The following is a 25,068-nucleotide window of genomic DNA, read 5'->3' on the forward strand; positions in this document are numbered from 1 at the left end:
TTTTAGCTGTATATCCTGAGAATTTGGTCAGTTCCGTTTTGTGCTGTATCTTTGCAGCATGAAACAACGAATGATACATATCGCATTACTGCTATTTATGGTAGTTGATCTGACTGCTCAGACTCTGATTTCAGGAATGGTCATGAGTGGTCTGGAACCTCTTGTTGGTGCCAACGTTTTTATCGCTGGTACTATTGATGGATGCCTGACGGATTCTCTTGGAAGATTCTCTTTTTACACTTCCAAAACAGGAGAAATAACCCTGAAGGCAACCATGATAGGCTTTGAGGAATACACACAGGATTCTGATGTCAGCAAACTGAAGCATCTCACCATTTCAATGAAAGAAAAGGCTGCAACAATCCAAGAAGTTGTAGTATCAGCCAGCACTTACAGTTTTGGAAAAAGTGATCATTTCAAGACGATGGATGCGCTGGACGTGGTGATGGCAGGTAATTCATGTGGAGACATTGTGGCAGCATTGCAGTCATTGCCAGGAACGCAAAAGGTGGGAGAGGATGGCAAACTCTATGTAAGAGGTGGTGAAAGCGAAGAATGTCAGACTTTTATCAATGGAATGCACGTACTTGTTCCCTATAGTACCAATGCCGAAAATACAGCAGTGCGAGGCCGTTTTTCTCCTTTTCTGTTCAAGGGAATTTGCTTTTCTCTTGGAGGTTATGGCGGAGAATATGGGCAGGCTCTTTCATCTGTTCTTCCGATGGAGACTACTGATGTGGCTACGAGCGACAAATATGGAGCCAGTGCATCACTGGTGGACTGGAATATCGGTGGAACTAAGGTGTTTGATACCAGCAGTCTGTCATTTAATGCGGCAATGACAAGCATGGGTATCTACAACCAGTTGTTTTCTGAAAGATTCGATTTCTACGAGCCATACCGGAAATTATCTGGCGAGGCCCAATATAAGATGGAGTTCAAGAATGCAGGAATTTTGAAGACATACGTTGGCTATGATTTTACTTCTGTAGGGCAACGTATTGATGATAGAAACCTATTGCTGAAGGAGAACAATGTTTATGCAAATGCTACCTATAAGGCAGCGATAGGGGCTGGTTATACCTTCTTTTGTGGTATGGCAAATTCATCGGTTTTCAATGATATAAAAGATGCCAAGTCTGCTGGTGACAGTTTTTATAATTTCAGGAATGAGATACATCTGAAGACAGAAATGCGCAAGGTTTGTTCTGATGTACTGAAATTGTCGGTTGGTGTGGAGGATTATCAGCGAAACAGTTTACTGGAGTATGATTCCTATTGCTACACCCTGAATTATAACATTCTGGCTGCCCATGCTGATGTCCAGTGGAGGATGCTGCCCGGTGTGTTTCTGAATCTTTCAGCAAGGACTGAATATATGTCGCATGCGCAGTGGCTGTTCATGCCAAGAGCTACACTCTCTTATGTTCCCAACAAGATTTTCCAGATTTCGCTTGTTGCGGGACGGTATAGTCAGACTGCAAGTGATGATAATCTCGCCACCAGCAACTATTCTCTTGGGCAGTGTACTGCTGATCATGCTATCATCTCCATGCAATATAAATCGGCGGGTACACTTGTAAGGATAGAACCCTATTGGAAGAAATATCATCGGTTGCCTTTATGGGATAAGGATGTTTATCTTCCGAAAGGATATGGGACGAGTAAGGGGTTTGATCTCTTTGTGGATGACCATTCTCTTTGCAGGCGTCTTTCCACCACCTTATCTTATTCATACAATGACTCCAGACGTTTCTATCTGGATTATACGGAAGAACGAACACCTGCTTTTGCTTCCAGACATAATCTGAGACTGACTGCGAAATATTCGTTCGGAAAAGCTATTCTGAGTTTGGCAGAATCTTATGCCAGCGGCCGTCTCTTTCTGCAAGGTAAGACTCCGCCGTATCACAGTGTAGATGTAAATCTGACTTATTTGCTGAGTCCCAAGGTGATTATTTATTCTTCGCTGAATAACATCCTTGGTCGCACGAATGTTTTCGGATATGATGCCAAGGGTCGCCCGATTGTCTCATCCCGCGATAGATTCTTTTATATAGGTATATTTGTTTCACTTAAAAATAACAAAGCTTATGACATTTCAAATTTTTAAAAAGTTCGTGTTGATGGGGATCTTCTTTTTGATCTCTACTGTAAGCATTCATGCTCAAGAGCCTAATATGCAGGCACTTATCGGACAGTCTCTTTCCAAACTCCAACAACCCACTCCTGAGAACTTCCTGAATTGTGTTGCTGAGATGAAACGTATTGATGATATGTTTCCGGATAGTATTCAACCTAAATTTCAGATGGTGTTGCAAAGCCTCAATTTTTCCGTTATGAATCCGCATGCTCCGGAAACGGAAAACCTGATGGCTGGAGCAGAAGAAACCATTGCTAAAATGGAAAAAATGAGGAATGCAAACCAGTCTGATATCTGTACCCTTCGAGGTTTTTTATGCATGGTACGTATCGTACAGAATCCTGTACAAAACGGCCAGCGCTATTATCTTGATGTCATGCAGAACTATGAGAAAGCGCTTAAACTCAATCCAGAGAACCAACTTGCCAAACAATTGCAGCAAAAGTTTTTTGAGGGTATGAAGAAGCAAACTGGTTTATAAAAAAGTGATATGCTTCTGGGTATTTACTCCGGAAGCGTGATTTCTCCTGCCAGTGACTGTTTCAGTTTTTCGCGCACCATGCGGTTGTCTGGATATCTGCCCTGCAGGTACATCAGTTTGGTGACAGCAGCCTCTACGGTACTATCGTAGCCGCTCACCACATGAGCTACCTTGAGCTGGAATCCAGCACCGTATCTCTCCATATCCACACATCCCGTGATGCACTGGCTGATGTTGATGATGTTCACACCGCGATGGGCTGCCTGATCGAGCAGTCGTATGATCCAAGGGGCATGAGGGGCATTGCCTGAACCATAAGTTCTCATCACAATACCTCGCAGAGATGGGGATTCCAGGACGTGGCGGACAATGGTATCCTGAATGCCTGGGAAGAGACTGAAGACGATGACGTTCGGATCCAGTTTCATGTGAGGTACCATCGGCTTGTGATAGTCTGGCTTCAGAATGTGGTGCGGATGGAAAGAGAAGTTGATACCTACATCACAGAGATGAGGATGGTTGAAGGAATCGAATGCATGGAATCCTTCTGCATTGATCTTCGTAGTACGGTTGCCGCGCAGCAACTTACCATTGAAGAAGATGCAGACCTCTGGTACTAACGGATGGCCTTCCAGGTCTTTCATGGAGGCTATCTCGATGGCAGTCATCATGTTCTCCTTGCCGTCGGTACGCAATTCGCCGATAGGCAACTGGCTACCGGTGAGAATGACAGGCTTGGTCAGGTTTTCGAGCATGAACGATAGGGCAGAGGCGGTGTAGGCCATTGTGTCCGTGCCATGCAGAATAACAAAGCCATCATAGTCATTATAATTGTTGGCTATCATGCCCACCAGTTCAGCCCATCCCATTGGGTCCATATCGCTGGAGTCTATCGGTGGGTCGAATTTTCTCACATCAATATCAGCCTGAATCAGTTGGAATTCGGGCATTGATGAAACCAAATGGTTGAAATCGAGAGGTTCGAGAACGCCTGTATTTACGTCCTTACCCATACCGATTGTACCTCCTGTATATATAATGAGAATCTTTGGTGTACCTGTCATTTTTGAAATATTTAGCAATTTGTCAATTAATCGCCTGCAAAAATACGGAAAAACTTTGTAATGGCAAAGAAATGTATGATAAAAATGACGAAGAAGTGTCTTTTTGTTAGTTGTTGCATAGGCGCATCCTCAATGTTTTCCTGTTAACCCCCTTTTATTTTCTTTTTTTTTCTCTCATCATTTTATTTGTTTTCCCTTATCTCATTTCTCATTTCTAATTTGTCATTTCTCATTATATAATATAGGTTGTAATATATTGAAAATGAAAAGTTATGAAAATTTAATGCAAAATATTCGCTTGTTACAAAAAGAAGTATTACTTTTGCATTTGATTTAATAAAAATACTAAGTTGTTATGGTAAAAATCACATTCCCAGACGGATCTGTTCGTGAGTATGAGCAGGGCGTAACTGGTTTACAAATCGCCGAGAGTATCTCACCGGCTCTCGCTCGCAACGTTGTATCTTGCGGTGTTAATGGTGAGACAGTAGAGTTGAACCGTCCTATCAATGAGGATGCGAATGTAGAACTCTATAAGTTTGAGGATGAGCAGGGTAAGCACACATTCTGGCATACTTCTGCACACTTGCTCGCTGAAGCTCTTCAGGAGCTTTATCCTGGTATTCAGTTTGGTTTCGGTCCAGCCGTAGAGAGCGGTTTCTTCTACGATGTGATGCCAGCTGAGGGTCAGGTGATTTCTGAGAATGACTTCGCCAAGATCGAGGCTAAGATGATGGAGCTTGCCAAGAAGAACGAGCCTGTGGTTCGCAAGGAGGTTTCTAAGGCTGAAGCACTCGCTGAGTTCAAGGCTGACGGTCAGGAATACAAATGCGAGCACATCGAACAGGACTTGGAGGATGGCACTATCACCACATATACCCAAGGTAACTTCACCGACCTCTGCCGTGGTCCTCACTTGATGAACACTGGTCTGATCAAGGCAGTGAAGATTACAAGTGTGGCTGGTGCTTTCTGGCGCGGTGATGCCAAGCGCGAGCAGATGACCCGTATCTACGGTATCAGCTTCCCTAAGAAGAAGATGCTCGACGAGTACCTGGTTATTCTCGAAGAGGCTAAGAAGCGCGACCATCGTAAGATTGGTAAGGAGATGGAACTCTTCATGTTCTCAGAGCGTGTAGGTAAGGGACTTCCTATCTGGTTGCCAAAGGGTACACAGCTCCGCTTGCGTCTGCAGGAGTTGCTCCGTTCGCTCCTGAAGCCTTATAACTATCAGGAGGTTATCTGTCCTGGTATCGGCGGCAAGAGCCTCTATGTTACATCTGGTCACTATGCTCACTATGGTAAGGATGCATTCCAGCCTATTCAGACTCCTGAGGAGGATGAGGAGTATATGCTCAAGCCAATGAACTGTCCTCACCACTGCGAAATCTACGCTCGTAAACCTCGTTCTTACAAGGATCTTCCTTTGCGTATCGCAGAGTTCGGTACCGTGTTCCGTTATGAGAAGAGCGGTGAGCTCCACGGTTTGACTCGTGTTCGTACATTTACTCAGGATGATGCTCACATCTTCGTTCGTTCAGATCAGGTGAAGTCTGAGTTCGAGAATGTAATCGACGTAATCTTGAAGGTATTCAAGATCTTCGGTTTCGAGAACTACGAGGCACAGATTTCCCTGCACGATCCTAAGGATACCGAGAAGTACATCGGTTCTGAAGAGATTTGGGCAGAGAGTGAGAACGCTATCCGTGAGGCTTGCAAGGAGAAGGGTCTTGAGACACGCGAGGAGGTTGGCGAGGCTGCCTTCTATGGTCCTAAGCTCGACTTCATGGTAAAGGATGCCATCGGCCGTCGCTGGCAGTTGGGTACCATACAGGTGGATTACAACCTGCCAGAGCGTTTCAAGCTGGAATATACCGCTGAGGATAACTCAAAGAAGACTCCTGTGATGATTCACCGTGCACCATTCGGTTCATTGGAGCGTTTCACAGCCGTTCTCATCGAGCACACCGCCGGTCACTTCCCATTGTGGTTGACTCCAGACCAGGTTGCTATTCTCCCTATCTCAGAGAAGTTCAACGATTATGCTCAGAAGGTACGTCAGTATCTTGACAAGCAGGGTGTTCGTGCTTTGGTTGATGATCGTAACGAGAAGATTGGTCGCAAGATTCGTGACAACGAGTTGAAGCGAGTTCCTTACATGGTTATTGTAGGTGAAAAGGAAAGTGCCGAGGGCCTCGTTTCTATGCGTAAGCAGGGTGGTGGCGAGCAGGCTACCATGAGCATGGAAGAGTTTGCTCAGCGCATCAATGCTGAGGTAGCAGAGCAGCTGAAGGCAGCTGAAGAGTAATTTTTCACGCTGATATATTATTTAAGTCACGCAGATTTCGCAGATGACGCAGATTTTTCTTTGGGTATTCTTTGTTGGAGTACTTGGAAAACGGCGTAGTTTGGGGAATCTGCGTGAGTCTTTTAAAAGGGGGATACTTAATACTTGTTGTTATGACAGAAAACGAAATATCTTATAAGGTTATCGGAGCAATATATAAGGTATATAATGAGCTTGGTCCTGGCTTGTTAGAGTCTGTTTATGAAGCAGCCCTTTGCTATCAACTCAGAAAAGATGGTTTGAGGGTTGAGAATCAGGTGAAACTTTCTGTAATATATGATGGGCACGTCTTGCCTGTAGATTTGCGATTGGATGTTTTGGTAGAGGATAAAGTGATTGTAGAATTGAAATCTGTTACAGAAATGAAGGCGGTTTATGGCAAACAACTTCTTACTTATCTGAAAATATCTAATCTAAAGCTTGGTCTGTTGGTTAATTTTGATACATCTGATATACGTTCATCTATTCACCGAGTCGTTAATCACCTTTAGCTCACGCAGATATATTTCTTGGTCACGCTTGATTATTTTTATTTTAGTCACGCAGATTTCGCAGATTACGCAGATTTTCCTTGCAGTGGCATACTTAAGAGTATCGCACGAAAGATCTGCGTAATCCGACCGGACAGGTCTCCTCTGCGGATAAATGATGTAGAAGAAGAAAGATCTGCGTAATCTGCGAAATCTGCGTGACTAAAAAACGATTTATGAGTCTTTAAAAATGAATTTTGCGTGGAATTTTCATCCACAGCAACAAAATATAAGCCTAAAAATGAAAATAACCAGCTGAAAATTTGGTGGTTTGCGAGAAAAATCGTAACTTTGCAGCCGTTTAATCAAAAAAACAACGTAGAATAGTTAATGAAAAATGACAAAATAAAAAATCAGTACCGCGTAAACGAACAAATACGCGTACGTGAAGTGAGAGTGGTAAGTGATGGTGGAGCAGAAGTGATGCCAACACGTAAGGCTTTGGACTTGGCTCGCCAGGAAGGTGTTGATCTCGTGGAGATTTCTCCTAATGCACAACCTCCTGTTTGTCGAATAGTTGACTATTCTAAATTCCTTTATCAGCAGAAGAAGCATGCTAAGGAAATGAAGCAGAAGCAGGTAAAGGTAGAGACCAAGGAAATCAGATTCGGACCTCAGACTGATGAGCATGATTATCAGTTCAAGCTCAAGCACGCTATGGAGTTCCTGAATGAAGGTAACAAGGTTCGTGCATACGTATTCTTCCGCGGTCGCAGTATCCTCTTCAAGGAGCAGGGTGAAGTCCTTCTTCTCCGTTTTGCTAACGACCTCGAGGAGTATGGTAAGGTGGAGCAGATGCCTAAATTGGAAGGCAAGAAGATGTTCCTCTATATGGGTCCGAAGAAAGCAGGTGTGGCTAAGAAGAGTCAGCAGAAGCTCGATCGTGAAAAGCGTGAGGCTGAAGCTAAGGCTGCAGAACAGGCTGAAAGAGCTGCCAATGCAGAAAAAAACAGTTTGCTGGCTAACGCTAAGGGCGGTGATACCTTGAAGCAACTTGCAGCAGACAAAGAGGATTAATCAAGAAAAAAAGAGATGCGTAACGCCGTGGTATATGCGTTGCCATCCGTTAAATAAATAACAATTAAAATTAAAAGTAAAAATGCCAAAAGTAAAGACTAATTCCGGCGCAAAGAAGAGATTCCGTTTCACCGGTACAGGTAAGATCAAGCGTCATCACGCTTATCACAGTCACATCTTGACTAAGAAGACAAAGAAGCAGAAGAGAAATCTCCTTGGTGAGACTCTCGTAGATCGTTCTAACCTCAAGCAGGTTCGCGACTTGCTCTGCCTCCGTTAATTATTAACTTTTTAGTCGAACTTTTAAAGAAAAAAAATTATGCCAAGATCAGTAAATCACGTTGCATCAAAAGCAAAAAGAACAAAAATCTTGAAGCTCACTAAGGGTTACTATGGAGCTCGCAAGAATGTATGGACAGTAGCTAAGAACACTTGGGAGAAGGGTCTTACTTACGCTTATCGTGACCGTCGTAACAAGAAGCGCAATTTCCGCGCATTGTGGATCCAGCGTATCAATGCTGCTGCTCGTTTGGAGAACATGAGCTATAGCCAGTTGATGGGTGCGCTTCACAAGGCAGGTATCGAGATCAACCGCAAGGTGCTCGCTGACCTCGCTGTTAACAACCCAGAGGCTTTCAAGGCTATTGTTGACAAGGTTAAGTAATTCAAGACTTAGTCTGTGATTTCAAAAAATAAAGACTGTATTCCAGATGATGGGGTACAGTCTTTTGCTTTTTAAGATTCCTAATTCCGCATCCTTTATCTCTTGTTTGATATCTCCTATTATATAAGCAACTATTATGTTTTGTCCGGAATTTCCCGTTTTTATCTTTGTTTATTTTGTTCTTATTTTGTTGTTTATCCTTAAATTTACTTAATCTATTTTGTCGTTTGATAGATTTTATATAATTTTGGAGAATAAACAACACGCAAGCGTATGAAATACAAGATAAACTTAATCTCATTTTTACTGATATCATTGCCTTTGTGCTCCTTTGCCCAGAAAATTTCACTGGGTTCTTGCGTTACTCGTGACGGGGGACAATATAAAGGCGAAATGGTAGGAAATAAGCCAAATGGGAAAGGTACTACCGTCTTTAAAAATGGTGATACTTATGAAGGATCCTACGTGAAAGGTAAGAGAAACGGTTATGGTGTCTATACTTTTGCTGACGGTGAAAAATATGAAGGTCAGTGGATGGAAGATCAGCAGCATGGACGTGGAACTTACTATTTCCAGAACAATAATAAATATGTAGGTTTATGGTTCCGTGATTACCAGCATGGACATGGCATCATGTATTATTACAATAAGGATAAATACGATGGTGACTGGTATATGGACAAGCGACAGGGACGTGGTACCTATACTTACTCCAATGGAGCATACTACAAAGGTCAGTGGAAGAACGACATGAAGAATGGGCTGGGATTCTTTGACTGGGGTGATGGTACGACTTACGATGGCAACTGGGTGGATAACCAGCGCTCGGGAAAGGGTACCAACAAGTATGCCGATGGCGATGTATATATCGGAGACTGGAAAGATGATATTCAGGACGGTAAAGGTATATACAAGTTTAAGAACGGTGATGTATATGAAGGCGACTATGTGCAGGGTGAACGTACCGGTGAAGGTATCTTCAAGTCTGTGAATGGGGCGAAATATACCGGACAGTTCCGTGATGGCCTGCGAAACGGACAGGGTACTTTTATCTGGAAAAACGGGGATATCTACGTAGGTAGTTGGAAAGATGACCTGCAGGATGGTAGAGGTAAACTGACCAAGAAATCGGGTGATATATTTGAAGGTGAATTCCGAAAAGGTCAGGTTAATGGCGAGGTGATTATTCACTATGCCAATGGCAATCGTTTCAAGGGCGTTTATAGAAATGGTAAGCGTGAGGGTGCCTGCATCGAGGAAACCAAAGAAGGTAAACGATTTGAAGGCACTTACCGTAACGACCGCCGAGAAGGCAAGTTCGTAGAGAAAGACAGAAACGGACAGGTGACAGCTCGGGGAACTTACGAGAACGGTAAGCGCTTTGAAGATTGATATGAAAATCCTTGAAAATTTTCTTAAGAGTTATCAATTATATTATATAGAATTTGTATTTTAAACTTTTAATCATGATAGTTGACACATTAGAAAATTTGGAGAAATATGTCTCTCTGAATCCTCTCTTTGCAGAGGTCGTTAAGTTCTTGAAAAAGAACGATTTGAACGAATTGGAAGACGGCAAGCATTCCATCGTGGGTAATGACTTGTTTGTAAATATAACAACAGCTCATGGAAATACTGTGGATGAAGCTGTATTTGAAACTCACAAGAATATGATCGATATCCAGATTCCTCTTGACAACGAAGAGACTTATGGTTATCTTCCTTTGGCTAAATTGCCAGATGCAGAATACAATGCAGAAAAAGACCTATCCAAATATCCTGGTGCTGTGGCTTCTGCTTATGTAACCTGTCTGCCTGGTGAATTTGCTATTTTCGCTCCTCAGGATGGCCATCAGCCATGCATCGGTACAGGCGATATCCACAAGGCTATCTTCAAAATCAAGGCATAAACTGAAAATCAATCAAAGTTTAAGACGGAATCTGTTACTCGCAGATTTCTTACTCTATAGCTAATCTAAAATCATGAGTATATGGCAACAAAAAAAGCAGAAAGCGGCAAGAAAACCGCTGCTAAAAAGGCAGTAAAGACTACTGCAGCTCCTAAACATATCGGTTTGGTGAAGAATGACTCCTATCTCGAACCTTATGAGGATGCAATTAAGGGCAGACATGATCATGCTCTGTGGAAATTGAGTCAGTTGACCAAGAACGGTAAGCAGACCTTGAGTGATTTCGCCAATGGCTACGAGTATTTCGGTCTGCATAAGACTGACCGTGGATGGGTGTTCCGTGAATGGGCTCCTAATGCTACTGATATCTATCTGATTGGTGATTTCAATGACTGGAAAGAGTCGCCAAAGTATCGTGCTAAACGTATTCAGGGTACAGGAAACTGGGAACTCAAGCTCTCCGAGAAAGCGTTGAAGCATGGTGATCTTTTCAAGATGAAAGTTCACTGGGAAGGTGGAGAAGGTGAGCGCATTCCTGCTTGGGCAAGAAGAGTGGTACAGGATGAAAAGACCAAGATTTTCTCTGCACAGGTTTGGAATCCGGAACCATACGTATGGAAGAAGAAAACTTTCAAGCCAAAGACGACTCCGCTATTGATTTACGAATGCCACATCGGTATGGGCCAGGATGCAGAAAAAGTGGGTACCTATACAGAGTTTAAGGAGAATGTACTGCCACGTATCATCAAGGATGGTTACAACTGTATCCAGATTATGGCTATTCAGGAGCATCCATACTATGGTTCGTTCGGTTATCATGTAAGTAGTTTCTTTGCTGCCAGCAGCCGATTCGGTACTCCTGAAGAACTGAAGGATCTCATTGATACGGCTCATCAGAAGGGTATCGCTGTCATTATGGACATCGTTCACTCCCACGCTGTCAAGAATGAGGTGGAAGGTCTGGGTAACTTAGCTGGTGATCCTAACCAGTATTTCTATCCTGGTGACCGCCATGAGCATCCGGCTTGGGACAGTCTTTGCTTCGACTATGGCAAGGATGAAGTCATCCACTTCCTCCTGAGCAACTGCAAGTATTGGCTTAATGAGTTCCATTTCGATGGTTTCCGTTTCGACGGCGTTACATCCATGCTCTATTACAGTCATGGTCTGGGCGAGGCTTTCACCTGCTATGCTGATTACTTCAACGGACATGAGGATGACAATGCCATCTGCTATCTGACTCTTGCCAACTGCCTGATTCATGAGGTAAACAAGAATGCAATCACCATCGCAGAGGAAGTGAGTGGTATGCCAGGATTGGCAGCCAAGTTTACTGACGGCGGATATGGTTTTGACTATCGCATGGCGATGAATATTCCTGATTTCTGGATAAAAACCATCAAGGAATTGCCAGATGAGGCATGGAAGCCAAGCAGCATATTCTGGGAGGTAAAGAACCGCCGTAAGGATGAGAAGACCATCTCTTACTGTGAGAGTCATGACCAGGCACTCGTGGGTGATAAGACGATCATATTCCGACTGATAGATGCCGATATGTACTGGCATTTCAAGAAGGGAGATGAGAATGATATGGCACATCGAGGAATTGCCCTGCATAAGATGATCAGACTGGTGACTGCTTCTACTATCAATGGTGGATATCTGAACTTCATGGGTAATGAGTTTGGTCATCCAGAGTGGATTGACTTCCCAAGAGAAGGAAACGGATGGAGTTACAAGTATGCCCGTCGCCAGTGGAACCTTGTAGATAATAAGGATTTATGTTATCATTATCTGGGTGACTTCGATCGTGAAATGATCAACGTTATCAAGAGTGAGAAGAATTTCAATAAGACTCCTGTTCAGGAAATCTGGCACAATGATGGTGACCAGGTGCTTGCTTTCATGAGAGGCGACCTGCTGTTTGTATTCAACTTCTCACCTACCAAATCATTTACCGATTATGGCTTCCTGGTACCTACTGGTTCTTACAGTATCGTACTGGACAGTGATAATGTGGCATTTGGAGGAAATGGTCTGAATGATGATACAATGACACATTTAACAAATTATGATGCGCTCTATGTTGAAGAGCATAAAGAGTGGTTAAAGCTCTATCTGCCAGCTCGTTCGGCGCTCGTATTAAAGAAAAACTGAAAGTAATTATATGGAAAAGAAAAGAAATAGTACCACCAAGATGCGTCTGACGTGTGCTATCATCTTTATAGTATTTACATATCTCTATTTGAGCTGCTACCAACAGGATCTGTTGGCAGTAGCTCAACATGCTTTATCGGGTGGAATGACCCAGTACAATTATGTACTGTTTCCCATCCTGACTACCCTTGTCCTGTTTCTTCTTCAAGTGGGCGTTTTTGCCATCACGCGGGTGAAGAAACGATTTCATGCATTGACGTATTTTCCATCTTTGCTGATACTCGCTATCATTACGGATATTCCTACGGATATTGATACCTACCATTCATTGGGTAGCTGGTGCTGGCTTTTTCCGTTGCTCCTGATTCTTTATTCGGGAATCATGTGGGTAATCCGTCAACTGGAAGCATATGAACCGGATATTCAGAAAGGTCTCTGGTTGTCCAGATGTACTTGGATCAATGTGCTCTCCCTGGATGTGATGATTCTTCTGGTGATTCTTATCGGCAATGGTAATGATGTGTTCCACTATCGCATGCGGATGGAAAGTTTGATGTGTGAAGGAAAATATCAGGAAGCGCTGGAGGTGGGTGCACAGTCTGCTCATACGGATTCTTCACTCACTATGCTCAGAATAGCCTGCCTTCATAAAACGGGAGCTATGGGGGATAAACTTTTTACCTATCCGCTTGTAGGTGGCAGCAAGGCAATGATACCAGACAGCGTGACTACCAAATCGATGATGTGGACCACTCCAAAGTGGATGCGCAAGAAGGTAAGAGGAAAATTCTACTATGTGAAACCGCTGGACTATCAGTTGAATGCATTCCTGCTGGATAAGAAGATAGATCAGTTTGTGCTCCTTGTGCAAAGCAAATATAATATTGAGAATGATTCGCTGCCAAAACATTATAAGGAGGCACTGATGCTATATACCCACAGAAGATTACATCCGAAAGTAGTATATAAAAACGCAGTAATGGAAGCTGACTTCCAGGATTTCCAGACTTTGGAGCGGAAATATTCAAATGCGATGGAACGTAATGCCGCCTTGCGTGATACCTATGGTAATACGTACTGGTATTATTATCTTTATGGTAAGGAATAAACTGGCTAATATGCATTTTATCGTAATGAACATTCAGGCTAATAAGTCTTATTAAATATCTCAACATAAAAAACAAGTATGAATAAACTTAAGTTGTTTTTGCTCATATCGATTTCTTTCTTCTGTATGGCAGGCTATGCTCAGAAGAAAGAGATTTCTGCTGCACGAGACAATGTTAAGGCTGGAAATAATTTAACTCAGGCTCAGGCATCTATGGAGAAGTTGCTTAAGGATTCTATGAATCGAGGAAACCTGAAAATATGGAATATTCTCTATGATGCCGTGAGAAAACAATATGAGCAGGGAAATGAAAAGTTGTATCTGAAACAGGCGTATGATACAGCCCAACTGTTTAATCTGACAAGACAACTCTTTGAGGTGGCACAGAATATGGATTCTGTAGAAATGGTTCCAGACAGGAAGGGAAAGGTGCGCATCGAATATCGCAAGCAACATGCTGACTATCTGGGAAAAATCAGACAAAACCTCTACAGCGGTGGACTCTGGTTTATTCGAAAAACCAAATATCCTGAGGCATATAGTTTGCTGGACCAGTATCTGCATTGCGCCAACATTCCTCTCTTCGCCTCTTACAATTACAGAGAGAATGATAAGTTGATTCCGACTGTGGCTTTCTGGGCCGTATATTGCGGATACAAGATGAAGAATCCACAGGCTACTCTTCATCATTCGTATATCGCTCTGAAGGATACTACTCATTATAATTATATGTTGCAATATCTGGCAGAGACATATAAACTCGAAAAGGATACGGTAAGATATGTGGATTGCCTGAAAGAAGGATTCAATAATTCACCTTCTTTTCCTTTCTTCTTTCCACGCCTTGTAGAACATTATATGGAAAAAAATGAACTGGATTCGGCAATGAATGTGGTGAACCAAGCTTTACGGGTGGATTCTTTGAATACCACTTATCTCCTGACCAAGAGTTCCATCTTGCTGAATCAGGGAAAGAATGAGGAATGTTTTGATATCTGTAAGTCTCTGATAGCGAAAAATGATTCCTTATCCGAAGCTCATCTCAATGCCGGTCTCTCATGTTTCAACCGCGCCATTATGCTGGATAAAAATTCGCAGAAATTGAGAAAGAAACATGATGAAATAAATGCGCTCTACAAACAGGCGCTTCCATATCTGGAAAAATATAGAAAGCTCGAACCGAATGAAGTAGGGAAGTGGTCCCTCCCATTATATACGATTTATCTCAATCTGAATATGGGTAAAGAGTTTGACGAGATAGACAAAGTAATGAATAATAACAGAAATAAAAAGTAAATATGCTACAAGATATATTGACTCGTTTGGGTATAGAACTGAACGGCATGCAGGAAGCTACGATGCATGCAATGCTTCATAGCAATAAGGACGTCGTGGTACTTTCGCCTACAGGTAGCGGTAAAACGCTGGCTTATCTTCTGCCGCTGGTTCAGCTCATTGATCCGTCGGTAGATGCACCACAGGCGCTTGTGATTACTCCTGGTCGTGAACTTGCATTGCAGTCGGCCAATGTATTGGGAACTATGCATACTCCTGTAAAAGCAATGGCTTGTTATGGTGGACGACCTACGATGGATGAACATCGTTTGCTCAGAAAGGTGATGCCTCAGGTTATCTTCGGTACTCCAGGACGTCTGAATGATCATATCGATAAGGGTAATTTCGAAATAGAGAATATCAAATACCTTATCATCGATGAGTTTGATAAGTGTCTGGAAATGGGCTTTCAGAACGAAATGAGCAAACTGATAGAGAGTCTGCCAAATCTGGAACGCCATATCCTGCTTTCTGCTACCGAGGCAGAGCTGATTCCTAATTTCGTTCACATGAATCGTGCTGAAACGATTGACTATCGCATTGAGGAGGAACAGGTTTCAGACCGTGTTTGCATCTATCAGGTGGATAGTCCACAGAAAGACAAGTTGGAGACACTCGCCCAGCTTCTGTTAAGTTTTGGTGATGAGAGTACCATTGTATTTCTCAACTACCGTGACAGTGTGGAGCGTACCAGCGATTTCTTGCGCGAAAAAGGTTTCTCACTTTCCTCATTCCATGGTGGATTGGACCAGAAAGCGCGTGAAGATGCACTCTATAAGTTCAGCAATGGTAGTGTGAATATCTTAGTAAGTACTGATTTAGCATCAAGAGGTATTGATATTCCAGATATCAACAATATTGTGCATTATCATATCCCGGAATGTGAGGATAGTTATATTCACAGAGTAGGTCGTACGGCGCGCTGGGAATCTCAGGGTAAGGCTTTCTTTATCATCGGACCTACAGAACACATTCCAGATTATGTGGATGCAGAGATACAGACTTACGAAATCCTTCAGACTCATTCTGTACCAGCCAAACCACGTATGGCTACTATATATATAGGTAAGGGAAAGAAGGATAAGGTAAGCAAGGGTGACATCGTAGGTTATCTCTGCAAAATAGGCCAGCTCAATTCTTCCGAGATCGGTAAGATCGATGTGAAAGACAGATATGCCTATGTGGCTGTATCGCGTACTAAATTGAAGCAGGTGCTCAAACTGACTGCCGGACAAAAAATCAAAGGTATCAGAACAGTTGTGGAAGAGGTTTTATAATCTTATTTCCTTCGCCCTGATATATTCCCATATTGATCTTATTGATTCTCTGTCATCTTAATTGCTGATAATATGTAGCAGTAATTCTATTTTCTGCATAAAAATACATAGAATAGGCAGAAAAGGCTGACAATCCGTAAGAATTTTGCCCATTTTGCTAAAAATGTGCAGAAAAGTTTGGTGGTTTCAAATAAAAATTGTAATTTCGCCGACGTGTTTTAAAAACACATAGGGAATAATCCAATAAAAACTTAAATAATATACAGATGAAGAAGTACAATTTTAATGCAGGTCCTTCAATGCTTCCACGCGAAGTGATTGAAAACACAGCTAAGCAGATTTTGGATTTCAACGGTTCAGGTCTTTCATTGATGGAAATCAGCCATCGCGCTAAGGATTTCCAGCCAGTAGTTGATGAGGCAGTCTCCTTGTTCAAGGAGTTGCTTGATATCCCTGAGGGTTACTCCGTTATCTTCCTTGGTGGTGGTGCGTCATTGCAGTTCATGCAGATTCCTGCCAACTTCCTCATCAAGAAGGCTGCCTATGTCAATTCTGGTACTTGGGCCAAGAAGGCGATGAAAGAGGCAAAGCATTTTGGTGAGGTCGTGGAGATCGCATCCTCGTCCGACGCCAACTATACTTTCTATCCTCAGTTTGAAGGCCTCGAGCCAGCTGATGCAGACTATCTGCACATCACTTCCAACAATACCATCTATGGTACTGAGTTGCGTCGTGATCCAGATGTTAAGGTGCCTTTGATTGCTGATATGAGTTCTGATATCATGAGCCGGCCTGTGGACGTTTCTAAATATACAGCTATCTACGCTGGTGCACAGAAGAATCTTTCTATGGCTGGTGTAACTGTAGTAGTCGTGAAGGATGAACTCTTGGGCAAGGCTCCACGTGAGTTGCCTACAATGATTGATTATCGTACTCATGTAGATAAGGGCAGTATGTTTAATACTCCTCCTGTAGTGCCTATTTATTCTCTGATGGAGAATCTCCGTTGGTTGAAGGCTAATGGTGGTGTAGAGGCTGCTGATAAGCGTGCTCACGAGCGTGCTGAAGTCCTCTATGCAGAGATTGATCGCAATAAACTCTTCAAGGGTACTGTAGAGGAAGCTTCACGTTCTCTGATGAACATCTGTTTCGTTATGAACGATGAGTATAAGGAACTTGAAAAACCATTCCTTGACTTTGCTGTTGAGCGTGGTATGGTAGGTATTAAGGGTCACCGCTCTGTAGGTGGCTTCCGTGCAAGTTGCTACAATGCAATGACTATGGAGGGCGTGAATGCTCTCGTAAAGGCTATGCAGGATTTCGAGGCACAGCACTAATTCGAAAATATTCTAATCAAATTCAATCATGAAAGTATTAGTTGCAACAGAGAAACCTTTTGCAGCAGCTGCTGTTGAAGGTATCAAGAAAGAAATTGAAGGTGCAGGCAATGAACTTGTCCTGCTCGAGAAATATACAGAAAAGACTCAGCTATTGGATGCAGTGAAAGATGTGGATGCAATGATCATCCGATCTGACAAAGTAACTGCTGAAGTTTTGGATGCTGCCAAGAATCTGAAGATTGTGGTACGTGCTGGTGCAGGTTATGACAATATTGACCTTGCTGCTGCTACTGCTCACAATGTAGTTGCTGAAAATACTCCAGGTCAGAATTCTAATGCAGTTGCCGAATTGGTTTTCGGTTTATTGGTATTTGCTGTTCGTAATTTCTATAACGGCAAGTCAGGTTCTGAATTGAAGGGTAAGAAATTGGGTATTCTTGCTTTCGGTAATGTGGGTAGAAATGTTGCTCGCATCGCTAAGGGCTTCGGTATGGAAGTATCTGCTTATGATGCTTTCTGCCCTGCTGATGTTATTGAGGCTGCCGGTGTTCATGCTGTCAAGAGTCAGGATGAACTGTTCCAGACTTGTGATATCGTTTCTCTTCATATTCCTGCTACTCCAGAGACTATCAAGAGCATTGATTATAAGACTGTAAACCAGTTGCCTAAGGGAGGTATCTTGATCAATACTGCCCGCAAGGAAGTTATCAACGAAGAAGAGTTGGTTAAGCTGATGGCTGAGCGTGAGGACTTGAAGTTTATTACAGATATCAAACCTGATGCTGATGCTGAGTTTGCTAAGTTTGAAGGTCGCTATTTCTCTACTCCTAAGAAGATGGGTGCACAGACTGCAGAGGCTAATATCAATGCTGGTATTGCTGCTGCTAAGCAGATTAATGCATTCTTCAAGGATGGCTGTACCAAATTCCAGGTAAACAAGTAATAAAAGAATAATAGGTGAGCTCGCAGAGGGTACTGTATGATAGTATCCTTTGTGGGCTTTTGTGTTTTATCATTGTGCCATACTATGTTAGCGTGGCACTCTAATACCTACAACATTATGGCAAAAATTAAACCTTTTAAGGGCATTCGTCCGCCAAAGGAACTGGTGGAACTGGTGGAATCAAGACCATACGATGTGCTCGATTCAGAAGAGGCTCGTGCCGAAGCTGGTGACAACGAGAAGAGTCTTTATCATATTATCAAACCTGAAATCAATTTTGAACCTGGTACTTCTGAGTATGATCCACGCGTCTATGAAAGCGCTGCTGAGAATTTCAGAAAGTTTCAGGAGAACGGTTGGTTGAAACAGGATGATAAGGAACAATATTACATTTATGCCCAAACCATGAATGGCAAGACTCAGTATGGTCTTGTGGTGGGTGCTTATGTAAACGATTATATGACGGGTGTGATTAAAAAGCATGAGTTGACTCGCCGTGATAAGGAGGAGGATCGCATGAAGCACGTACGTGTTTGCAATGCAAATATCGAGCCTGTATTCTTTGCTTATCCTGATAATCAGGTGCTTAACGATCTTTTGGTTCGCTATGCTGCTACTACACCGGAATATGATTTCATTGCTCCTGTTGACGGATTCCGTCATCAATTCTGGATTGTAAGCGATGATCAGGATATTGCCACCATTACAGCGGAGTTTGAGAAGATGCCAAGTCTCTATATTGCTGATGGTCATCACCGTTCAGCTGCTGCTGCTTTGGTTGGTGCTGAAAAGGCTAAGAATAATCCTCATCATACTGGTCAGGAGGAATACAATTACTTTATGGCAGTTTGCTTCCAAGCAAGTCAGTTGACAATTCTTGACTATAATCGAGTAGTGAAGGACTTGAACGGTTTGACTTCAGAACAATTCCTCGATGCTTTGGCTAAAAACTTCGAAGTCATTGAGATTGATGCTATTAATATTAACGTATCAGGTGATGATGAAGGTATTCCATGCTATGAAAAGATGGAGTTACAGGAAGCTATCGATAAATTCGGTTTGGATATTCTGAAACCTGCAGCCCTTCATTCATTCCTCCTATATTTGGATGGTAAATGGTATGGATTGTTTGCTAAGCCGGGTACTTACGATGATGAAGACCCGATTGGCGTATTAGATGTTGATATTTCATCCCGTTTGATTCTTGATGAAATCCTTGGAATCAAGGACTTACGTTCTGATAAGCGTATCGATTTTGTGGGTGGTCTCCGTGGACTTGGTGAGTTGAAACGTCGTGTAGATAGTGGTGAAATGAAGATGGCATTGGCACTTCATCCGGTAACTATGCAGCAGATTATGGACATTGCTGATAGTGGTAAGATTATGCCACCTAAGGCAACTTGGTTTGAGCCAAAACTGCGTAGCGGTTTGATTATTCATAAATTAGACTAAAGAGTTCGGCTTAATTAAATGATTGACGAATACAAAACTATAAAAGATCAAGTAGGCGAGGGACTGTACACTGAGAAAAGGAGTAAGTTCCTCGCTTTTGCTCATCATGTGACATCTGTCGAAGAAGTCAAGGAAATAGTGGCAGGTTATAGGAAGAAATACTATGATGCCAGACATTGTTGCTATGCATATATGTTGGGTCCTGAAAGAAATGAATTCCGGGCGAATGACGATGGAGAACCGTCTTCTACTGCCGGAAAACCGATCTTAGGACAGATCAATAAAGCAGAATTGACAGATATTCTGATAGTGGTTATCAGATATTTCGGTGGAGTAAAACTCGGAACAAGTGGCTTGATAGTCGCTTATCGTGAAGCTGCTATAGAGGCATTGGCTCATTGTGAAGAGGAAATCAGACAGGTAGAAGAAATTGTGACTTATGATTTTACTTATCCGATGATGAATGATGTAATGAGAATTGTAAAGGAAATGAATCCTCGTATTGTGGATCAGGTTTTTGATAACACCTGCAGTATAAAGCTTTCCATTCGCAAGAGTGAGGCAGAACAATTAAGAACTCGCTTGAAGAAACTTTCGTTTGAATAAAGTTTCTCCAAGCGAGTTTTTGGTTTATATATTTTTTTCGTTAAATAAATCAGAATTGTTTCTGTTTTAAAAACAGGAAGTTTTTGTGTTTATTATCCGGATGCAATAGTTTTAATTTTCGGATGATCTTAAAGCTATAATTCCGGATAGCTTACATCTTCTAAGAAAAGAGCATTGCCTGGCATACTCTCGCCGGCATCACTTCTTGTTCCCTGATGCAAAATTTCAAGAAATTGATTCATGCTTATTTTCCCACGGCCTACATCAATCAATGTTCCTACCACAGCTCTCACCATGTTGCGAAGGAAACGGTTGGCTGTTATTTCAAAATACCAGGATGTAGGGGAAGTTTGCACCCATTTCGCTTCTGTAACATGACAAATGGTAGTCTTGTTATCACCACCAGCCTTGCAGAATGCTGCATAGTCTTCATGCTGAAGGAAATATTTGGCTGCTTCATTCATTTTATTAAAATCCAATGGGTAATTAATTTGGAGAGAGAAATGACGTTCAAATGGATCCTTTCGCGTATGTATATAATAATGGTAGGTGCGGGAGGTGGCAGAGAAACGGGCATGCATGTCATCTGCAACAGGGAAAACATCCCATACAGATATATCTCTTGGGAGAATTCGATTCAGGCGATAAACCATCTGGTCGCAGGAAATGGGAAGAAGTTCCTTTTTCGCAGACATGTCTTTTTCTTCGTCAGAAGATAATGCTGCCTGATCTTTATGTTCCCAATCAAAATGAGCTGCCATTTTTCTGGCATGAACTCCTGTGTCTGTACGGCCGGCCCCTACAACTTCAATTTCTTTTCGGAGTAAAATAGACAACGCTCGTTGCAACTCTTGCTGCACCGTATTGGCATTAGGCTGAATTTGCCATCCATGATAGTTTGTACCATCATAACTAAAGGTAATAAAGTATCTACTCATAGCTGCAAAATTACGAAAAATATGCGATATATGCGATAATAATACCAAATTTTTTCAATTTTGATACAATTTTGAAAGAAAAATGGCAATTTGTTTTGCAATTTGGCAATAAATTTGTAATTTTGCGATTAATTTTGAAAATTGATTATGGCACAGAATATTTTTAAAGGGTTAGGTATAGCTCTCATTACTCCATTTAAGACCGATGGTTCGGTAGATTACCAGGCTCTGAAGAGATTGGTAGAGTTTCAAATTGACAATGGTGCAGATTTCCTTTGCATCCTTGCTACAACTGGCGAGGCGCCTTGTCTTACTAAAGATGAGAAAGATAAAATCACTGAACTTGTCAAAGAGGTCAATCATGGTCGTGTCAAGATTTTGAAATATTGCGGTGGTAATAATACTGCTGCTGTAGTAGATGAAATCAAGAATACTGATTGGAGCGGTATTGATGGCATCCTCAGTATTTGTCCTTATTATAATAAGCCTTCTCAGGAGGGACTTTATCAGCATTTTAAGGCAATCGCTGAAGTTAGTCCTCTGCCTATCGTATTATATAATGTACCAGGTAGAACAGGTGTTAACATGAAACCTGAAACAACTTGTCGCATCGCCCGTGAATTCCCTAATATTGTAGCAATCAAGGAAGCAAGTGGCAGCTTGGAACAGGTAGATGAGATTATCAAGAACAAACCTGATAATTTTGATGTTATCAGTGGTGATGATGCATTGACTTTCTCTATGGTAGCCAGTGGTGCAGCAGGTGTAATTTCAGTCATTGGTAATGCTCTTCCTAAAGCATTCAGCCGTATGATCCGCTTGGAGTTCCGTGGTGAATATGAGCCAGCACGTAAGATTCATCATGCATTTACAGAGCTTTATAGTTTGCTTTTCGTAGATGGTAACCCTGCTGGTGTAAAGGCTTTGCTCAATGATATGGGTTTCATAGAAAATGAACTTAGATTGCCTCTTGTTCCAACAAGAATTGCAACTAAGCAGAAGATGAGCGATATCATCAAGGACTTGCGTTTCTGATGACATTAGCTTTGATTTTGCTCATTTTCCGAAATATTACCACTGAATTATTCTGAATTTCACTAATAGCTACTTTATGTCAGACGATAGAAGAATCATACATGAAATTACTCCGCTGATGGGAAAAGATGTTTTATACATTGCAGACCGTCATAAAAAGGAGTTTACTTATCCTATTCACAATCACTCTGTGTTTGAACTCAATTTTGTGGAGAATGCTAAAGGTGTCCGACGCATAGTGGGTGACTCACAGGAAATTATCGGTGATTATGATTTGTGTTTGATTACTTCTCCTGACCTTGAACATGTATGGGAACAGAATGATTGTCGCAGCGAGGATATCAGAGAGATTACAATACAATTTGACTTCAGTATGAGTACCGAAACGCTCTTTGGCAGAAATCCGTATTCAAGTATTACAAGAATGATGCAGCAAGCCAAGAAAGGACTTGTGTTTCCGATGAAAGCCATTATGAAAGTATATGGATTGTTGGATACTTTGAGTTCTGTCAAAGATGGCTTTTATGCCGTTCAGCAGTTTTTGACTATATTGTATGAACTTTCTCGGTGTGATGGTGCTAAGACTTTAGCTTCTACCAGTTATGCGAAGGTTACCGTGGAGGATGATAGTAGAAGAATTCTGAAGGTAAAGAATTATATCTCTAAGAATTATATGGATGAACTGAGACTGCCAGAGCTTGCAAACATGGCTGGTATGAGTCCAAGTGCATTCAGTAGATTCTTTAAGTTGCACACCGGAAGAAACATCAGTGAGTATATTATTGATTTGAGGTTGGGTTATGCAGCACGAATGCTGGTAGATACTGCAAAATCTATCAGTGAAATCGGGTTTGATTGCGGATTTAATAATCTGAGTAACTTCAATCGTATTTTCAAAAAGAAAAAAGGATGCTCACCAAGTGAATTCCGTGAAAATTATCACAAGACTCGTATTATTGTGTAGTCTGTCTAGTGAATGGACTGTATGATTAGTGTTTTCTTCTGATGAATTTATGACCTATGGCATAAATGCCTGTTATAAATATTAAGAATTGAAGAGAATTAAAGAATAAAAAACAAATAAATCTTCCATGTATGACTACTTGGGAGATTTATTTTGTTCTTTTTTAACTTTTCCGCAATCGTTTAAGTAAAAATCTGATTAAAAATTCTATTATTATTTTGTTTTACCGAAAATTTGAGTTATTTTTGCAAAGAAAATAGTTAATGGAATTCCCAAAAGGTTTTTCAAAAGCAAAATATTTAAAACTACTATACAATTATGAAGCAATTTATGGATGAAAATTTCTTGCTCGACACTAAGACTGCGCAGGATCTTTTCCACAATCATGCGGCTAAAATGCCAATTATTGACTATCACTGCCATCTTATTCCAGAGATGGTAGCTAATGATCACAAGTTTAAGAGTATTACTGAACTTTGGCTCGGTGGTGACCACTACAAGTGGCGTGCCATGAGAACTAATGGTGTAGATGAGCGTTTCTGCACTGGTACCGATACAAGCGATTGGGAGAAGTTCGAAAAGTGGGCTGAAACTGTTCCTTATACATTCCGCAACCCATTGTATCATTGGACTCATCTCGAGCTTAAGACAGCTTTCGGTATTGACAAACAGTTGAGCCCTAAGACCGCTCGTGAGATCTTTGATGAGTGCAACGAGAAATTGCAGTTGCCTGAGTTCAGTGCACGCGGTTTGATGCGCCATTATCATGTAGAGTGTGTTTGTACAACAGACGATCCAATTGATGATCTCCGTTATCACAAGCAGACCCGTGAGAGCGGTTTTGAAATCAAGATGATTCCAGCATGGCGTCCTGATAAGGCTATGAATATCGAGAAGCCTGACTTCGCTGAGTATATGAATAAGTTGGGTGAAGTTGCTGGTGTTACTATCTCAACATTCCAGGATATGGTTGATGCTCTTCAGAAGCGCCACGATTTCTTCACAGAGAATGGCTGTAAGTTGAGCGACCATGGTATTGAGGAATTCTATGACGAGGCATATACTGATTCTCAGATTGAGACTATCTTTGAAAAGGCTATGCGTGGTCAGCAGTTGTCAGTTATTGAGGTTCGTCAGTACAAGCATGCTTTCTTGAGAATTTGTGCTGAGATGGATCATGCTGCTGATTGGACTCAGCAGTATCACTATGGTGCCATCCGCGATAATAACACATTGATGTACAATAAGTTGGGTGCTGATACTGGTTTTGATTCTATTGGTGAGTTTACTACAGCTCGTGCTATGAGTAATTTCTTGAATGAATTAAATGTAGAGGGTAAGTTGACTCGTACAATCCTTTATTGCTTGAACCCATGTGCCAATGAGGTAATCGCTACTATGCTTGGTAATTTCCAGGATGGTTCTTGCCCAGGTAAGATTCAGTTTGGTTCTGGCTGGTGGTTCAATGATCAGCTCGATGGTATGACACGTCAGATGAATGCATTGTCTGTGCTCGGTCTTTTGAGCCGTTTCGTCGGTATGTTGACCGACTCTCGCTCATTCCTGAGCTATCCACGTCATGAGTATTTCCGTCGTTTGCTTTGCAACCTCCTCGGTAATGATGTAGAGAAGGGCTTGCTTCCTAACGATATGGAGAGTCTCTCTCGCATGGTTGAAGATATCTCTTACAACAATGCCCGCAACTACTTCAAGTTCTATTAATTGTAGAGCTGAATAGCAATTATACTAAGACAAAT

Annotated in this window: 22 protein-coding genes; 20 read left to right on the forward strand and 2 right to left on the reverse strand. The window is 41.9% G+C overall.

From position 1 onward, the window contains the following. Window positions 1-58 precede the first annotated feature (58 nt). Both EXN75_RS08340 and EXN75_RS08345 read left to right on the forward strand, forming a co-directional pair. Window positions 59-2,113 (forward strand): TonB-dependent receptor, encoded by a 2,055-nt coding sequence (locus tag EXN75_RS08340; protein WP_134843441.1) that lies wholly within the window; start codon window positions 59-61, stop codon window positions 2,111-2,113. Beyond that, window positions 2,094-2,624 (forward strand): hypothetical protein, encoded by a 531-nt coding sequence (locus EXN75_RS08345; RefSeq protein WP_134843442.1) that lies wholly within the window; start codon window positions 2,094-2,096, stop codon window positions 2,622-2,624. Before EXN75_RS08340 ends, EXN75_RS08345 begins: the two co-directional genes overlap by 20 nt. Window positions 2,625-2,647: 23 nt before the next feature. On the opposite strand, the gene EXN75_RS08350 is transcribed toward EXN75_RS08345, so the two are convergent. After that, window positions 2,648-3,688: an asparaginase gene (locus EXN75_RS08350; RefSeq protein WP_134843443.1), complete on the reverse strand. Its 1,041-nt coding sequence runs from the start codon at window positions 3,686-3,688 to the stop codon at window positions 2,648-2,650. Between the two features lie 355 nt (window positions 3,689-4,043). Here EXN75_RS08350 and thrS point away from each other — a divergent pair, with 355 nt between their 5' ends. The 15 genes from thrS to EXN75_RS08425 all read left to right on the forward strand — a co-directional run bounded on the left by thrS (window position 4,044) and on the right by EXN75_RS08425 (window position 20,374). Further along, window positions 4,044-5,996 carry a threonine--tRNA ligase gene (thrS, locus tag EXN75_RS08355; protein ID WP_134843444.1) on the forward strand — a complete coding sequence of 651 codons (1,953 nt, stop codon included), beginning with the start codon at window positions 4,044-4,046 and terminating at the stop codon, window positions 5,994-5,996. 152 nt (window positions 5,997-6,148) lie between these two features. Further along, on the forward strand, window positions 6,149-6,526 hold the full coding sequence (locus EXN75_RS08360) for a GxxExxY protein (protein WP_134843445.1): 378 nt from the start codon (window positions 6,149-6,151) through the stop codon (window positions 6,524-6,526). 369 nt (window positions 6,527-6,895) lie between these two features. Further along, window positions 6,896-7,582, forward strand: coding sequence for a translation initiation factor IF-3 (gene infC / locus EXN75_RS08365; protein ID WP_134843446.1), 687 nt, complete (start codon window positions 6,896-6,898; stop codon window positions 7,580-7,582). An 82-nt stretch (window positions 7,583-7,664) separates the two neighbouring features. Then, window positions 7,665-7,862 carry a 50S ribosomal protein L35 gene (gene rpmI, locus EXN75_RS08370; RefSeq protein WP_022111351.1) on the forward strand — a complete coding sequence of 66 codons (198 nt, stop codon included), beginning with the start codon at window positions 7,665-7,667 and terminating at the stop codon, window positions 7,860-7,862. Window positions 7,863-7,901: 39 nt separating this feature from the next. Continuing rightward, window positions 7,902-8,246: a 50S ribosomal protein L20 gene (gene rplT, locus EXN75_RS08375; RefSeq protein WP_022111350.1), complete on the forward strand. Its 345-nt coding sequence runs from the start codon at window positions 7,902-7,904 to the stop codon at window positions 8,244-8,246. Window positions 8,247-8,519: 273 nt separating this feature from the next. After that, a complete protein-coding gene (locus EXN75_RS08380) occupies window positions 8,520-9,638 on the forward strand; it encodes a phosphatidylinositol-4-phosphate 5-kinase (RefSeq protein ID WP_022111349.1) in 1,119 nt (372 codons plus the stop codon). A gap of 74 nt (window positions 9,639-9,712) precedes the next feature. Continuing rightward, window positions 9,713-10,156, forward strand: coding sequence for a YhcH/YjgK/YiaL family protein (locus EXN75_RS08385; protein ID WP_134843447.1), 444 nt, complete (start codon window positions 9,713-9,715; stop codon window positions 10,154-10,156). A gap of 81 nt (window positions 10,157-10,237) precedes the next feature. Next, complete coding sequence (locus EXN75_RS08390) at window positions 10,238-12,313, forward strand: alpha amylase C-terminal domain-containing protein (RefSeq protein ID WP_134843448.1); 2,076 nt, start codon at window positions 10,238-10,240, stop codon at window positions 12,311-12,313. Between the two features lie 10 nt (window positions 12,314-12,323). Beyond that, window positions 12,324-13,421 carry a DUF6057 family protein gene (locus EXN75_RS08395; RefSeq protein ID WP_134843449.1) on the forward strand — a complete coding sequence of 366 codons (1,098 nt, stop codon included), beginning with the start codon at window positions 12,324-12,326 and terminating at the stop codon, window positions 13,419-13,421. A 78-nt stretch (window positions 13,422-13,499) separates the two neighbouring features. After that, window positions 13,500-14,717: a tetratricopeptide repeat protein gene (locus EXN75_RS08400; protein ID WP_134843450.1), complete on the forward strand. Its 1,218-nt coding sequence runs from the start codon at window positions 13,500-13,502 to the stop codon at window positions 14,715-14,717. A 2-nt stretch (window positions 14,718-14,719) separates the two neighbouring features. Then, complete coding sequence (locus tag EXN75_RS08405; protein ID WP_134843451.1) at window positions 14,720-16,033, forward strand: DEAD/DEAH box helicase; 1,314 nt, start codon at window positions 14,720-14,722, stop codon at window positions 16,031-16,033. 266 nt (window positions 16,034-16,299) lie between these two features. Further along, the gene (gene serC, locus EXN75_RS08410; protein ID WP_134843452.1) at window positions 16,300-17,370 is read left to right on the forward strand and encodes a 3-phosphoserine/phosphohydroxythreonine transaminase; all 1,071 of its coding nucleotides are present in this window, start codon (window positions 16,300-16,302) and stop codon (window positions 17,368-17,370) included. 28 nt (window positions 17,371-17,398) lie between these two features. Continuing rightward, a complete protein-coding gene (locus tag EXN75_RS08415; RefSeq protein WP_134843453.1) occupies window positions 17,399-18,316 on the forward strand; it encodes an NAD(P)-dependent oxidoreductase in 918 nt (305 codons plus the stop codon). Between the two features lie 117 nt (window positions 18,317-18,433). Then, window positions 18,434-19,768 carry a DUF1015 domain-containing protein gene (locus EXN75_RS08420; protein WP_134843454.1) on the forward strand — a complete coding sequence of 445 codons (1,335 nt, stop codon included), beginning with the start codon at window positions 18,434-18,436 and terminating at the stop codon, window positions 19,766-19,768. 18 nt (window positions 19,769-19,786) lie between these two features. After that, complete coding sequence (locus EXN75_RS08425) at window positions 19,787-20,374, forward strand: IMPACT family protein (RefSeq protein ID WP_134843455.1); 588 nt, start codon at window positions 19,787-19,789, stop codon at window positions 20,372-20,374. Window positions 20,375-20,508: 134 nt separating this feature from the next. Here EXN75_RS08425 and truA read toward each other — a convergent pair whose 3' ends face one another. Next, window positions 20,509-21,312 carry a tRNA pseudouridine(38-40) synthase TruA gene (truA, locus tag EXN75_RS08430; RefSeq protein WP_134843456.1) on the reverse strand — a complete coding sequence of 268 codons (804 nt, stop codon included), beginning with the start codon at window positions 21,310-21,312 and terminating at the stop codon, window positions 20,509-20,511. A 147-nt stretch (window positions 21,313-21,459) separates the two neighbouring features. Here truA and dapA point away from each other — a divergent pair, with 147 nt between their 5' ends. The 3 genes from dapA (at window position 21,460) to uxaC (ending at window position 25,033) form a co-directional block, all read left to right on the forward strand. Then, window positions 21,460-22,347: a 4-hydroxy-tetrahydrodipicolinate synthase gene (gene dapA / locus EXN75_RS08435; protein ID WP_134843457.1), complete on the forward strand. Its 888-nt coding sequence runs from the start codon at window positions 21,460-21,462 to the stop codon at window positions 22,345-22,347. 76 nt (window positions 22,348-22,423) lie between these two features. Continuing rightward, window positions 22,424-23,311, forward strand: a complete 888-nt coding sequence (locus tag EXN75_RS08440) for an AraC family transcriptional regulator (protein WP_134843458.1) — start codon at window positions 22,424-22,426, stop codon at window positions 23,309-23,311. A gap of 318 nt (window positions 23,312-23,629) precedes the next feature. Beyond that, window positions 23,630-25,033, forward strand: a complete 1,404-nt coding sequence (gene uxaC, locus EXN75_RS08445) for a glucuronate isomerase (RefSeq protein ID WP_118117306.1) — start codon at window positions 23,630-23,632, stop codon at window positions 25,031-25,033. Window positions 25,034-25,068: the final 35 nt, after the last annotated feature.

The sequence above is a fragment of the Segatella hominis genome, assembly GCF_004535825.1.
Taxonomy (GTDB): domain Bacteria; phylum Bacteroidota; class Bacteroidia; order Bacteroidales; family Bacteroidaceae; genus Prevotella; species Prevotella hominis.

Bases quoted from the DNA above. Each gene is read 5' to 3' on its own strand.
- dapA (WP_134843457.1), top strand. From the start codon at position 21,460: ATGGCACAGAATATTTTTAAAGGGTTAGGTATAGCTCTCATTACTCCA.
- EXN75_RS08400 (WP_134843450.1), top strand. From the start codon at position 13,500: ATGAATAAACTTAAGTTGTTTTTGCTCATATCGATTTCTTTCTTCTGT.
- infC (WP_134843446.1), top strand. From the start codon at position 6,896: ATGAAAAATGACAAAATAAAAAATCAGTACCGCGTAAACGAACAAATA.
- EXN75_RS08395 (WP_134843449.1), top strand. From the start codon at position 12,324: ATGGAAAAGAAAAGAAATAGTACCACCAAGATGCGTCTGACGTGTGCT.
- rplT (WP_022111350.1), top strand. From the start codon at position 7,902: ATGCCAAGATCAGTAAATCACGTTGCATCAAAAGCAAAAAGAACAAAA.
- EXN75_RS08345 (WP_134843442.1), top strand. From the start codon at position 2,094: ATGACATTTCAAATTTTTAAAAAGTTCGTGTTGATGGGGATCTTCTTT.
- rpmI (WP_022111351.1), top strand. From the start codon at position 7,665: ATGCCAAAAGTAAAGACTAATTCCGGCGCAAAGAAGAGATTCCGTTTC.
- EXN75_RS08420 (WP_134843454.1), top strand. From the start codon at position 18,434: ATGGCAAAAATTAAACCTTTTAAGGGCATTCGTCCGCCAAAGGAACTG.
- EXN75_RS08385 (WP_134843447.1), top strand. From the start codon at position 9,713: ATGATAGTTGACACATTAGAAAATTTGGAGAAATATGTCTCTCTGAAT.
- serC (WP_134843452.1), top strand. From the start codon at position 16,300: ATGAAGAAGTACAATTTTAATGCAGGTCCTTCAATGCTTCCACGCGAA.
- EXN75_RS08380 (WP_022111349.1), top strand. From the start codon at position 8,520: ATGAAATACAAGATAAACTTAATCTCATTTTTACTGATATCATTGCCT.
- EXN75_RS08415 (WP_134843453.1), top strand. From the start codon at position 17,399: ATGAAAGTATTAGTTGCAACAGAGAAACCTTTTGCAGCAGCTGCTGTT.
- EXN75_RS08350 (WP_134843443.1), bottom strand. From the start codon at position 3,688: ATGACAGGTACACCAAAGATTCTCATTATATATACAGGAGGTACAATC.
- EXN75_RS08340 (WP_134843441.1), top strand. From the start codon at position 59: ATGAAACAACGAATGATACATATCGCATTACTGCTATTTATGGTAGTT.
- uxaC (WP_118117306.1), top strand. From the start codon at position 23,630: ATGAAGCAATTTATGGATGAAAATTTCTTGCTCGACACTAAGACTGCG.
- EXN75_RS08440 (WP_134843458.1), top strand. From the start codon at position 22,424: ATGTCAGACGATAGAAGAATCATACATGAAATTACTCCGCTGATGGGA.
- thrS (WP_134843444.1), top strand. From the start codon at position 4,044: ATGGTAAAAATCACATTCCCAGACGGATCTGTTCGTGAGTATGAGCAG.
- EXN75_RS08425 (WP_134843455.1), top strand. From the start codon at position 19,787: ATGATTGACGAATACAAAACTATAAAAGATCAAGTAGGCGAGGGACTG.
- EXN75_RS08360 (WP_134843445.1), top strand. From the start codon at position 6,149: ATGACAGAAAACGAAATATCTTATAAGGTTATCGGAGCAATATATAAG.
- EXN75_RS08390 (WP_134843448.1), top strand. From the start codon at position 10,238: ATGGCAACAAAAAAAGCAGAAAGCGGCAAGAAAACCGCTGCTAAAAAG.
- truA (WP_134843456.1), bottom strand. From the start codon at position 21,312: ATGAGTAGATACTTTATTACCTTTAGTTATGATGGTACAAACTATCAT.
- EXN75_RS08405 (WP_134843451.1), top strand. From the start codon at position 14,720: ATGCTACAAGATATATTGACTCGTTTGGGTATAGAACTGAACGGCATG.